Here is an 11,803-nt window from a genome sequence, read left to right as displayed (position 1 = left end):
CATGTAGCATCGAGAACATGCGGATGAACGAGGGCGTGGAGTGGGCACTGCACTGCTGCCTCAACCTGGCCTGGGCCGGTCCCGAGGAGGCCGTCACGGCGGCCCGGCTCGCCGCCTTCTACGAACTGCCCACGGCGTACCTCAACAAACAGCTCCAGGCGCTGGCCCGCGAGGGCATCGTCTCGTCCACCCCCGGGCCGCGCGGCGGCTTCCGGCTCGCCCGGCGGCCGGAGGAGATCACCGTCCTGGACGTGGTCACAGCCATCGAGGGACGCGACCCGGCCTTCCAGTGCACCGACATCCGCCGGCAAACCCCCGGCCACGGCCGGATGCTCGGTGACGACTTCCGCCAGCCGTGTCTGGTGCACCAGACCATGTCCCGCGCGGATCTCGCCTGGCGGCGGGAACTGGCCGGCCAGACCCTCGCCGACCTCAAGGTCTCCGTCGAGGCCGTCGCCCCCCAGGCCCCGGAACGCACTCGCGGCTGGCTGCGGGAGGCTCGGGCCTGACGCCCGCTCGCTGCGCCCGCCCTCCCGGGTGCCCGGCGCGGTCCGGCACCCCGGCGCGCGTTTCGTGGGGTGCCGGGGCCGTGGCCTCCGGGGCTCGCCGGCGGAGACGGGGTCGGGGGGCGAGGGTCAGGTCAGGTCGCGGGTGAAGTGCAGGGCGGTGATCGCCATCCGGCACGTGTGGAAGAAGCGGTGCGCGCCGTGGTTGGTCACGCCCGAGTGGAGCTCGATGCGCTCGCAGCCCGCCTTGCGGGCTCTGATCTCCAGATCCTCCAGCAGCCGGGCCCCCACCCCGGCCCGACGTGCGTCGAGGGCGGTCACCAGGTCGTCCACGAAGAGAGTGCGGCCCCGGCTGGTGGCGAGCACGCGGTGCGTCGCGACGGCGAGGTACCGCCCCAGGTCGTCGCGTGCAGCGGTGAAGACCAGGCCCTGCGCATGCGCCTCACCGGCGAAGGCGGCGAAACCGTCGGCGGTCAGAGCGGGCCTCAACGTCCGTATGAGCGGGCCCACCTCGGCCGTCATGTCCGGATCGCCGGGCCGTACATCCACGAATGTCAGCTCCATGCGCAGATCCTAAGAGGGCCTGACGGACACCCGGCGGGCCACGAGCTTCTGTGCTAAGGCGCCTCCGTGGCGTGCCGTGCCTCGACGACCATCGGAAGGCGGTCGGGGTGGGGCACGGCGGCGGCCACCTCGCGGGCGAAGTGGCCGGTGGGGCGCAGGCGGCGGTGGGAGAGGAGCGTGGCCAGCGAGACGATCATCTGCATCCACGCGAACGAGTCCCCGATGCACTTGCGGGTGCCGCTGCCGAACGGGACGAACGCGCCGCGCGGCCGGTCCGCGCTGCGCTCCGGCAGCCATCGGTCCGGGTCGAAGCGCTCCGGGTCCGGGAACGAACGCGGATCGCGGTGCAGCGCGTAGAGGCTGAACGCGATCTCGGTGCCCGCGGGAAGCAGCACCCCGCCGAGTTCCACCGGTTCGACGGAACGGCGCATGAGCAGGGTGACGCCGTGCAGCCGGACCACCTCGTTGATCACCCGCGGCAGGTACTCGTACTTCGCTACGGCGTCCACGGTGACGGGGCCGCCGCCCGACACGGCGGCGATCTCGTCCAGGAGGCGCTCCTCCACCTCGGGGTGCCGGGCTATCTCGTGGAAGGCCCAGGTGAGCGTCGTCGCGGTGTTCTCCGCGCCGGCGAACAAGATGGTGCTGAGCTCGTCCCGCACCTCCACGTCCGTGAGCGACTCCCCGGTGTCCGCGTCCCGCGCCGCGAGCAGCGTCGACAGCAGGTCGGGACGGTCGGTGTCGCCGGCGGTGCGGGCCGCGGCCACGACGTCGTCGATGACCCGCAGCAGCTGACCCGCCGCCGCGTCGAAGCGCCGGTTCGCGGGGATCGGCACCCGGTCGAGGAAGCTGGGCGAGGCGGTGCGCAGCAGCAGGGTGTTGACGATGACCGGCAGGTGCACGCGGATGGCGTCGACCGCCGGCTTGCCGATGTCGGTGGAGAACATCGTCCCCGAGAGGGTGTTGACCACGAGGGCGGCCATCTCCCGCTCCACCGCCACGGTCTCGCCCGGCCGCCACGACTCGGCGAGCGCCAGCGCCTGGGCGTTCATGATCTCGGCATAGCCGGCGATCCGGGACCGGTGGAACATCGGCTGCATCAGCTTGCGGTGCCTGCGATGGGTCTCGCCGCCCGCGGTGACCAGGCCGTCGCCCACCAGGATCTTCAGGCGGTCGAAGAAGCGGCCCTTCTCGAAGCTGCGCCCCTTGGTGACCAGGAGCTCGTTGACCAGCGCGGGGCTGTTGACGAAGTAGACCGACATGGTGCCGACGTCGACCCGGACCAGGTCGCCGGTGTCCCGGAGGGACTTGACGAAGCCGAGCGTGTCACGCGCCAGCGGCCACACATGGCCGAGCAGGGGTAGCCGCCCAGGGGCGCGCGGGACGGAGCGCAATTCAGCATTCACCCCGAAAACTCCTCTTCTTTCGTGGAATCTATGCCGTGCGCTGTGCGATCGGGTGTAGGAAAGAGTCGACGGATGCCTGTGCGATTCCCTGTGACGGACGGGACTCGTCCTGCTCCGGCAGCACGTCCCACCACCAGGAGATCGCGGGGATGTCCAGGGGCTCCGGGCTGTCGTCGCTCGGGGTGTCACGGAAGGTCGAGGGGAGGTTCGCCGGATCGTCGGGTGTGGTGTAGCGGATCGAGCTCACTCCCCAGTCCTCGGCCCCCCGGATGAAGTGACCGAGACTGTCGAGGAATTGGCGCAGTTGAGGGCTGCCGTAGGTCTGCAGGTACTCGGCGGTGCGCAGGAAGAGGTTCATCACGCGGTCGCGCTGGGCGATGGCCATGCTCAACGCCTCGTCCCGCGGGATGTCGTGCTCCACCTCCAGCACACGAACGGCGTTGAGGTAGAAGCCGCCCGCCCGCGCCTCCTTGTGGTGGGAGAAGACGTCGTTGTCCCAGCAGATGATGAAGTACGCCATCTCCGCCGCCGCTCGCACGGCCGTGAGGTCCCGCTCGTGCGCCTGGAGTTCGTAACCCTGCCCCATTTCCAGGAGCGGCATCATGACGGACGTCGCGCCGTCGTAGATCCGCATCAGGGTGTAGTCGTTGAGATCGGGCACGGTGCCGGCGCTCCGGAAGGACGCCTCCCAGACGACCGAGGAGAAGTACTCCCGCAGGGCGTCGATCCAGCGGGCGACCTGGCCCGGCGTGCCGTACAGGTCCATCCGGTACCGGAGGTCGCGCAGGCCCTGCGCCAGCGGGTCCTCGGCCAGCATGGGGACTTCGGGGTTCTGGGCGATGCGGAGCAGCCGGGAGAGCGCTCCCATGAGTTCGCCGGGACGGGTGCCGAGCTCGCCCTCCTCGCAGTAGCCGTCGTCCACGCCGAAGAGCCAGATGATGAAGTCCGCGGCGATGGCCACGACTTCCTCCCTGCCCTCGGGCAGGACCCGCGCGGCGAACGTCCCGATGTCGTGTTTCACCAGCCGGCCGCGCAGTTCCTCGGAGCCGATACGGAACTGCTCCGCCCAGGCTGCCGCCCGTGCGTCGATCGCCGCGTGGTGCGGGTGGATCGCCGGCTTGAGGGGAGAGTAGATCGGTGGAACTACCAGGTCAGGCCCCACTGACGATCACCTCTCAGTTGTCCGCGCACTGACCACCACGAAGGTCCGCACGGCACGTGGCCGCGCGGAGTGCGAGTGGATCAGCTTCAGCGACCATTACCCCGGCATATCGCCACCCCGTCAAGGCGCGAAATCTCGCCATGCGAACGGCAGTTGGCGCACCCCCTCCTTGCGCTGGGCGTGCGCTTCATGTGCGCCGGGCGCATGACCCGGTCACGACCAGGGGACATGGCAGCGCCGAGCACGGACAAGCGCACGGCGGGCGCACGGGCGCATTCGCCCGTGCGCCCGCCGTGCGCGGGTCACAGAATGAGACGATCGCCTAGCGCCTCAGCCACCCCGTGAGAACCCGCCACCACGAGCGCCTCGGCGCGCGGGGCGGGAAGGCCGGCTGCGGCGGAAGCGTCTGCTGCGGCACCGGGGACGGAGCGGGCCGGGGGACGGCCTCCGGCTCGGCCACCGGGCGCGAGGCGGCGGCAGCGCCCTCGGCGTCCTCGTCCCGCTGCGGCCTCCGCGGGGTGAACTCCACCGGGAGCTCCAGCAGATGACGGGAGGTCCAGGACGGGACCCGGACCAGCGCGTCCTCCTCGACGGCCAGGTTCAGGTCCGGCAGCCGGCCGAGCAGCACATCGATGCCCGTCTCGGCGATGGCACGGCCGATGTCCTGACCCGGGCACTCGTGCGGACCGCCGCCGAAGGCCAGGTGGGACCGGTTGCCGTGCATGGAGGCGGCGAGGTCCGGGCGGATCGCCGGATCGGTGTTCCCGGCTGCGAGCCCGAGGAGGAGCATGTCGCCCTCCTCGATGTGCTGGCCGCCCAGCTCCATGGGGCCCGTCGCGTACCGGCCGGGCATCACCCACAGCGGGGGCTGGTCCCAGAGCACCTGCTCCAGGCCGTCCGGCAGCGTCATGTGGCCACCGGAGAGGTTCCCGCGGAAACGCGGGTCGGTGAGCACCAGCTTGATCATGTCGGAGATCAGATTGGCCGTGGTCTCGTTGGCCGCGACCAGCACCAGCCGCAGGTGCTGCACCACCTCGTCGTCGCTGAGCTCCGCCTCGTCCTCGATCAGCCAGGAGGCCAGGTCGTAGCCGGGCGAGGCGTGCTTCTCCGCCACCAGCTTGGTCAGCGCCTCCAGGATGTAGCCGTAACTGGCGAGCGAGGTCTCCGTGCCCTTCATGAGGTCACGGCACGCCTCGGCCAGGCGCGGGCCGTCCTGTTCGGGCAGGCCCAGCAGGTTGGTGAGCACCAGGACCGGGAGAAGCTCCGCGAACTGCCCGACCAGGTCCGCCCGGCCCTTCGCGCAGAACTCGTCGGCCAGTTGGTGCGTCACCCGGGTGACGTGGCGCCGGATGCCGTGCCGGTTGAACCGGCTCAGGCCCCGGCTGACCGCACCGCGCAGACGCTTCTGGGCGTCGCCGTCGTTGAAGTTGACCAGCGGCTGCCACATGACCGTCGGGGCGATCGGGTGCTCCGGCGGCACCTTGCCCTCCTGGAAGGCGTGCCAGCGCCGGGAGTCGGAGGAGAAGCGCGACGGTGTGCGCAGCACCTCCAGGTTCTCCCGGTAGCCGAGCACGAGCCAGGCGGGCAGGTCCCCGTGGACCAGGACCGGGGCGATCGCCCCGTGCTCGGCGCGCAGCTTCTCGTACACGCCCATCGGGTCGGCCTCGGCCTCGGCGCCGTACAGCCGCCGCGCGCCGCCGGCGCCGAATCCCGCGGCGTGGGCCGGGCATTCGGGGGGTGGAGTGGTCACGATGCCTCCGTGGTAACGGCAAGGGAGTGCAGGTATCGCATCAAGGTCATCAGCACATCGCGGCTGGACTCCCGCTTGCGGGCGTCGCAGTCGACTATCGGTACGTGCGCGGGCAGGTCGAGCGCGGCCCGCAGGTCGTCGACCGGATGGCGGGGCGCCTCGGGGAAGGTGTTGATCGCGACGACGAAGGGCACTCCGCGCTCCTCCAGCCGGCCGATCACGTCGAAGCTGACCTCCAGCCGGCGGGTGTCCACCAGCACCACCGCGCCCAGGGCCCCCTCGAACAGGCCGTTCCACAGGAACCAGAAACGCTGCTGGCCCGGCGTGCCGAAGAGGTAGAGCACCAGTTCCCTGTTGATGCTGATCCGGCCGAAGTCCATCGCGACGGTGGTCGCCGTCTTGCGTTCGACCCCGGCGATGTCGTCCACGCCGACACCCGCCTGGGTCATGGTCTCCTCGGTGGTCAGCGGACGGATCTCGCTGACCGAGCCGACCAGGGTCGTCTTGCCGACCCCGAAGCCTCCGACGATCACTATCTTGACCGCGGCGGCGGCGGATTCCGGGAGTACGTCCTCGCTTCGCGGTCCCGGGACCACCCGCGGGTCAGAGCTTCTCAAGTCCATGTATCACCGCCTCGATAAGAGCGACATCGGGAAGTTGGGCAGGGGGGATGGGCGACCGCGCCTCGACCCGCTTCTCGGCCAGGAGGTCGAGCAGGAGCACCGTGACCACGCTCACCGGCAGGCCCAGGTAGGCGGAGATCTCCGCGACCGAGAGCGGTGAGCTGCACAGCCGCACGATCGCCGCCTGTTCGGGGGGCATCCCCGGCGGTGGCCCGGTCCGCGACCGGACGAGCGTGACCAGGTCGAGGGCGGAACCGCCGGACGTCCCGCTGCGGCCCCGGGTGATCACGTAGAGCCGCTCGGGGCTGCCTTCCTCCCATCCCTGATCCGCTTCACTCATCCTGCCTGCCCGTCACTACGGGGAGGGCTGCTGAGGTGCTCGCCGATGCGGGCGACGAGGTCGCGCATACGCTGCCCCATCAGTCCGGCGTCGACGCCCTCGTCCGCCAGCACCGCGAGATACGCCCCCGCCCCGGCCGCCATCAGGTAGAAGAAGCCGCCCGACATCTCGATCACGACCAGGCGCATGCGCCCGTCACCGTGCGGGAACTCGGTGGCGACGGCCGCCGCAAGGCTCTGCAGTCCCGCGCAGGCGGCGGCGAGCCGGTCGGCCGTGTCCGTGTCCGCCCCCCACTGGGCCATGCGCAAACCGTCCGCCGAGAGCACCACCACATGGCGGGTCTGCGGAACGCTGGTCGCCAGGTCCTTGAGCATCCAGTCCATGTTGGCCCGCTGCTGAATCACGGCTACTCACCCTTATCTAACGACTCGTCACTCTTGACGGGAGCGGCAGGCGGCGTCTCACCGGACACGCCGCTCTGGAAGGCGGCCAGCCACATGCCCGGCTGCACCGGCTCATCGGCCGGCGGCTTGGCATGGGAAGCGGTGACGGAACCGGCGGCGGACCCGGACCCCGCACGAGCGGCCGGAGCCGGGGGAGTCGCGCGCCGGCGGCGTTGCGGCAGTCCGTTCGCGGTGCGCTCGTGCACGACGGGGATCTCGTCGGCCATCTCGGCCGACACGGTCCCGGTCTCCACCGTCTCCGACCGGCGGGGACCGGTGGCCGGGCGGGTCTCCGGAACGGTCCTCGAACCCCCGGGGCGGGGTGCCGGCACCGGACGAGGACCGGACGTGGCACCGATGCCGTGGGCCAGCCCCGTCGCGTTGGTCATCGTCGTGATCAGGTCCTGCGGTACGACCAGCACCGCGCGGACACCGCCGTACGCCGACGTCCGCAGGGAGACCTGGAAGCCGTACGCCTTGGACAGCCGGCCGACGACCGCGAGGCCGAGCCGCGGGGTCTCGCCCAGGCCGTTGAGGTCGATGCCCGCCTGGGCCTCGGCGAGCATCTGCTCGGCCCGCTGCCGGGCCTCCTCGCTGAGGCTGACGCCGCCGTCCTCGATCTCGATCGCGATACCGGACTGCACCTCGACCGCGGTGACGTGCACCCGGGTCTGGGGCGGGGAGTAGCGGGTGGCATTGTCCAGCAGCTCCGCGGCCGCGTGGATCAGCGGCTCCACGGCGGGGCCGACGATCGCCACCTCGGAGACCGAGTGCAGCTCGATGCGCTGGTAGTCGATGATCCGCGACATCGCGCCGCGCAGCACGCTGAACAGCGGTACGGCCTTGCTCCACTGGCGGCCGGGACGGGCACCGCCGAGGACCGCGATGCTGTCCGCGAGCCGGCCGATCAGCGCGGTGCCGTGGTCGAGCTTGAGCAGGTCGCCGAAGACCTCGGGGCTCTGCCCGTGCCGGTCCTCCATGTTCCGCAGGTCACTGGCCTGCTGGTGGACGATGGCCTGCACGCGGCGGGCGATGTTGACGAACGCGCGCTGCGAGGACTCGCGGATGTCCTCCTCCGCGGAGACCGCTCCGAGTGTGGCGCGGATCAGCGCCTGATGCGCGCCCAGGAATTCGGGGGTGAGTCCCTCGGGCCGGGTCTCGATCTCCTTGAGCACGTCCTCCATGAAGTCGCCGCGCTGCAGGCGGGCCATCGCGGCGGGCACCTGCTCGCGGGCCAGCCGCAGCGTCTCGGCCTCCTGCTGGGAAAGCCGGTACTGCAACTCGGCGTTCTGCCGCGCGGCTTCCTCGCGCAGTTCCTCGTTGAGGGCTCCGCGGCGGGCGACTTCGACCGCCAGCACGGCGACGGCGACGGTGGCGGTCACACCGCACCAGAAGACCGCCTCCCTCGCCCCGGCCGGGACGGTCCATACGGCGACGGCCGTGACCGCCGCGACTACGACGGCCGGCAATAACCACGCGGACGTGGCGGCAGGCCGGCGGTCTCCGGGGGACGATCCAGCACGAACCATCAGCATCCTCAGGTGATCGCTTGACAGGGACGACAGCACGAGCACGAGCACGGATTCGGCAGCGGCGGTGCGCAAGCGCCGGACACATCGCCACAAGTGCCGTGACCAGGCGTAATTACTACAACACGCTGAGCCGCAAGTAGCATAGCCACTTCCGATCGTGGCCGATGCCCCGTCAAGATGCCTATGACACATGCCGGTTGACGTATCGATACCGGCTGGGGAGCGCTCGCGCAAACCCCCCGCGGCGATCACGCCACACGCGGCCCCCGGACCCGCCGGTCCCGGCGGTGACGGATCCCGGCCGCGGCGCCCTACCGGCCGGACGGGACCGGGGACCGGACGTCGCGATGACCGGAGCCCCCCGCGGACCGCGGCCGCACACCCGCACGACCAGCACTTCCGCAGGTGACGCGCCCGCGACCGCGGCAGCCCGGCCAGGGAGCGGAACGCCGCGAGGGAGCCCCCGGGCGGCCGGTCCCGGCCGCCCGGCGCAGACCTGCGGACCCGCGGGCCCGGAGGTCCGGTCGTGGGGAGCCGACCGCTGGAGGCCGCCCCCGCCCCGCGCGCGGACGGACCGATCCGGGCCGACGCCGCCCATCCCACGCCCCCGCGCCGCCGCCGGGCCCGCCACGCGGGCATTCCCCCGCTTCATCCGTAAGAGTGATGGGGACTTGCGCCCGGCCGGAATCAGTGGGATGCGGACCCCGGACGACCGCGCGGCGACCGCCAACGCCACACGTGATCATTACGTCGTCCGGTGAGCGACGCGCACGGCGACCACTCGGCCTACGCCACCCCGCCCGCCCGGGCTCCCCTCCGCGACCACCCCGCCGTACGCCTGGCGCGGCGGACCGCCGCGACACCGCCCCACGCCCCGGCAGGCCCCGTCCGCCGCGAAGACCTAGCATGAAAGACACGTTTCCGCAGAAATGGGGCACCGTGATGGTCACCCCGAAGGAAGGTGGGCCGGACCCGGCGACGGCGCCGTTCGACATGGGGTTCGCCGCGTCCATGGTGGTCGACGCCGACGGCGCGGTGGCCGCCTGGACGCCCGCGGCGGAACGCCTGCTGGGCTGGCCGGCGGCCGAGGTGGTGGGCCGGCCTGCCGAGACGCTGCTGGCCGACCCCCTGCACGCCGACGGGGCCACGGACATCGCCCGGCAGTGCCGGGTCCGCGACGGCTGGGGCGGTCTGGTGGCCGCCCGACACCGCGACGGACGGCGGCTGGAACTGGGCGTACGCGTGTCGGCGCTGTCCGGCACCGACGGCGGCGAACGCTGGCTGCTGTCCGGCATCGACCTGGCCCACAGCCCCTCCTGGGCGGTCAGCGGCACCGTGCTGGAGGCCTTCCTGACCCAGTCCCCGCTCGGCATGGCCGTCCTGACCCCGGAACTGCGCCTCGTGTGGATGAACGAGACCCTGGAGCGCTTCAGCGGTGTTCCCGTCGAGCAGCGCATCGGCGGCCGGATGGGGGACGCGCTGCCCGGCATCGACACCGCCCCCATCGAGAAGATCATGCGCAAGGTGCTGGCCACCGGCAGGCCGGTGGTCGACTACGAGTACCGGGGCTGGACCCTGGCCGCGCCCCACCAGGAGCACGTGTACTCGACCTCGTTCTGCCGCCTGGAGGACTCCGAGGGCCGTGTGACGGGCGTCTGCTACATGGCCATGGACGTCACCGACCGGTCGAAGGCGCACGAGCGCCTCGCCCTCCTCAACACGGCGGGCGCCTGCATCGGCACCACCCTCGACATCGGCCGGACCGCGCAGGAACTGGCCGACGTGGCGGTGCCCCGGCTCGCCGACTTCGTCACCGTGGACCTGCTGGAGGGGGTCCTGCGCGGCGACGAGCCGCCGCGCGGCCTCGCGCTGCGGGCGACCGCCCTGCGCCGCGCCGGGCTGAGCTCGGTGCGCAAGGGCGCCCCGGAGGCCGTGGCCCGGATCGGGGAGGCGATCCGGGCGCCGGAGGACTCGCCGTACGTACGCTGCATGACCGAGGCCCGGTCCCTGCTGCGACACGACTTCGACGTGGACCAGGCGACCTGGCTGACTGCGGACCCGGCCCGGCGGACCAGGATCCGCGAGTTCGGGATGTGCACGGCGATGTGGGTGCCGCTGCGGGCGCGCGGCAACGTCCTGGGCGTGGTCACCTTCTTCCGTGCCCGGCGGCCCGAACCCTTCGAGCAGGACGACCTGCTGCTGGCCGAGGAACTGGCGGCGCGCGCATCGGTGTGCGTGGACAACGCCCGCCGCTGGACCCGCGAGCACGAGGCCGCCCTCGCGCTCCAGCGCAGTCTGCTGCCCCACGCGCTCACCGGCGGCACCGCCATGGAGGTCGCCTCCCGCTATCTGCCCACCGACGTCCAGGACGGCGTCGGGGGCGACTGGTTCGACGTCATCCCGCTCTCCGGGGCCCGGGTGGCCCTCGTCGTGGGGGACGTCGTCGGGCACGGCCTCAACGCGGCGGCGACCATGGGGCGGCTGCGCACGGCCGTGCACACCCTGGCCGACATGGACCTGCCGCCCGAGGAACTCCTGGCCCACCTGGACGACCTGGTCATCCGGCTCACCGAGGAGGACAGCGCCGACGACGCGGTGGCCACCGCCGTACTCGGCGCGACCTGCCTGTACGCCGTGTACGACCCGGTGACCGCCCGGCTGACCGCGGCCCGCGCGGGCCACCCGCCGCCGGCGATGATGACGCCCGACGGCACCGTCATGTTCCCCGAGCTGCCCCCCGGACCACCGCTGGGCCTGGGCGCGATGCCCTTCGAGTCGGCGGAGCTGAACCTGCCGGAGGGCACCGTCCTCGCCCTCTACACCAACGGGCTGTTCACGTCCTTCGGCGAGGACCCCGACATCGGCCTGGACAAGCTCGCCCACGCCCTCGACCGGCCCGGCCTGCCGCTGGAGGACCTGTGCGCGTCCATCACCGGCTCGCTGCTCACCGGTCCGCCGGAGGACGACGTCGCGCTGCTCCTCGCCCGCACGCAGGCCCTCGGGCCCGGCCGGGTCGCCACCTGGGACCTGCCCTGCGATCCCGAAGTGGTCAGCTGCGCCCGCGGTCTGGCGGTCCGTCAACTCGCTGCCTGGGGGCTGGAGGAGGTGGCCCCGATCACCGAACTGGTGGTGAGCGAACTGGTCACCAACGCCATCCGGCACGCGTCGGGGCCGATCCGCCTGCGGCTCATCCGGCACACGGTGCTGATCTGCGAGGTCTACGACGGCAGCAACACCGTGCCGCGGCTGCGCCACGCCCGCACCACCGACGAGTCCGGCCGCGGCCTGTTCCTGGTCGCCCAGCTCACCCGGCGCTGGGGCACCCGCTACACCGGCGACGGCAAGCTCATCTGGGCCGAGCAGGAGCTCCCGGTCGCCGCCGCGGGCTGAGCGGGCCGCGGCGGGCGCGGCGGGGGCGGGATCGCTGAAGCCGGGGACCGCTGTCAGTGGGGTGTGCTGAAGTGGACTCGTGGGCGT

The 11,803-nt window shown here is 72.0% G+C and carries 10 protein-coding genes; 2 read left to right on the top strand and 8 right to left on the bottom strand.

The genetic code is table 11. The features are described 5' to 3' along the window. Window positions 1-17: 17 nt before the first annotated feature. Window positions 18-509, top strand: a complete 492-nt coding sequence (locus ACIP98_RS02105) for an RrF2 family transcriptional regulator (RefSeq protein WP_401973226.1) — start codon at window positions 18-20, stop codon at window positions 507-509. A 126-nt stretch (window positions 510-635) separates the two neighbouring features. On the opposite strand, the gene ACIP98_RS02100 is transcribed toward ACIP98_RS02105, so the two are convergent. The 8 genes from ACIP98_RS02100 to ACIP98_RS02065 all read right to left on the bottom strand — a co-directional run bounded on the left by ACIP98_RS02100 (window position 636) and on the right by ACIP98_RS02065 (window position 8,323). After that, window positions 636-1,070, bottom strand: a complete 435-nt coding sequence (locus ACIP98_RS02100) for a GNAT family N-acetyltransferase (RefSeq protein ID WP_319660362.1) — start codon at window positions 1,068-1,070, stop codon at window positions 636-638. A 53-nt stretch (window positions 1,071-1,123) separates the two neighbouring features. Beyond that, complete coding sequence (locus ACIP98_RS02095; RefSeq protein WP_319660361.1) at window positions 1,124-2,476, bottom strand: cytochrome P450; 1,353 nt, start codon at window positions 2,474-2,476, stop codon at window positions 1,124-1,126. Between the two features lie 28 nt (window positions 2,477-2,504). Next, window positions 2,505-3,638, bottom strand: coding sequence for a selina-4(15),7(11)-diene synthase (locus ACIP98_RS02090; protein ID WP_401973223.1), 1,134 nt, complete (start codon window positions 3,636-3,638; stop codon window positions 2,505-2,507). A 322-nt stretch (window positions 3,639-3,960) separates the two neighbouring features. Further along, window positions 3,961-5,388 carry a cytochrome P450 gene (locus ACIP98_RS02085; RefSeq protein ID WP_401973222.1) on the bottom strand — a complete coding sequence of 476 codons (1,428 nt, stop codon included), beginning with the start codon at window positions 5,386-5,388 and terminating at the stop codon, window positions 3,961-3,963. Continuing rightward, entirely contained in the window at window positions 5,385-6,011 is a 627-nt protein-coding gene (locus tag ACIP98_RS02080) for an ATP/GTP-binding protein (RefSeq protein ID WP_319660358.1), read from the bottom strand. Before ACIP98_RS02080 ends, ACIP98_RS02085 begins: the two co-directional genes overlap by 4 nt. Next, window positions 5,992-6,351 (bottom strand): DUF742 domain-containing protein, encoded by a 360-nt coding sequence (locus ACIP98_RS02075; RefSeq protein WP_319660357.1) that lies wholly within the window; start codon window positions 6,349-6,351, stop codon window positions 5,992-5,994. The genes ACIP98_RS02080 and ACIP98_RS02075 overlap by 20 nt, the downstream gene beginning before the upstream one ends. Then, complete coding sequence (locus tag ACIP98_RS02070) at window positions 6,348-6,734, bottom strand: roadblock/LC7 domain-containing protein (protein ID WP_319660405.1); 387 nt, start codon at window positions 6,732-6,734, stop codon at window positions 6,348-6,350. Before ACIP98_RS02070 ends, ACIP98_RS02075 begins: the two co-directional genes overlap by 4 nt. 23 nt (window positions 6,735-6,757) lie before the next feature. After that, window positions 6,758-8,323 (bottom strand): ATP-binding protein, encoded by a 1,566-nt coding sequence (locus ACIP98_RS02065; protein ID WP_319660404.1) that lies wholly within the window; start codon window positions 8,321-8,323, stop codon window positions 6,758-6,760. 945 nt (window positions 8,324-9,268) lie between these two features. Here ACIP98_RS02065 and ACIP98_RS02060 point away from each other — a divergent pair. Continuing rightward, window positions 9,269-11,716 (top strand): SpoIIE family protein phosphatase, encoded by a 2,448-nt coding sequence (locus tag ACIP98_RS02060; protein WP_401973433.1) that lies wholly within the window; start codon window positions 9,269-9,271, stop codon window positions 11,714-11,716. Window positions 11,717-11,803: the final 87 nt, after the last annotated feature.

The organism is Streptomyces sp. NPDC088354 (assembly GCF_044753585.1).
In the GTDB taxonomy this organism is placed as follows: Bacteria; Actinomycetota; Actinomycetes; order Streptomycetales; family Streptomycetaceae; genus Actinacidiphila.
This window is presented reverse-complemented; position numbering and strand designations above follow the sequence as displayed.

What these genes read in the sequence shown, in the direction of transcription:
- ACIP98_RS02105 (WP_401973226.1), top strand. Translation starts at nt 18, where the DNA reads ATGCGGATGAACGAGGGCGTGGAGTGGGCACTGCACTGCTGCCTCAAC.
- ACIP98_RS02100 (WP_319660362.1), bottom strand. Translation starts at nt 1,070, where the DNA reads ATGGAGCTGACATTCGTGGATGTACGGCCCGGCGATCCGGACATGACG.
- ACIP98_RS02080 (WP_319660358.1), bottom strand. Translation starts at nt 6,011, where the DNA reads ATGGACTTGAGAAGCTCTGACCCGCGGGTGGTCCCGGGACCGCGAAGC.
- ACIP98_RS02075 (WP_319660357.1), bottom strand. Translation starts at nt 6,351, where the DNA reads ATGAGTGAAGCGGATCAGGGATGGGAGGAAGGCAGCCCCGAGCGGCTC.
- ACIP98_RS02070 (WP_319660405.1), bottom strand. Translation starts at nt 6,734, where the DNA reads ATGGACTGGATGCTCAAGGACCTGGCGACCAGCGTTCCGCAGACCCGC.
- ACIP98_RS02065 (WP_319660404.1), bottom strand. Translation starts at nt 8,323, where the DNA reads ATGGTTCGTGCTGGATCGTCCCCCGGAGACCGCCGGCCTGCCGCCACG.
- ACIP98_RS02060 (WP_401973433.1), top strand. Translation starts at nt 9,269, where the DNA reads ATGGTCACCCCGAAGGAAGGTGGGCCGGACCCGGCGACGGCGCCGTTC.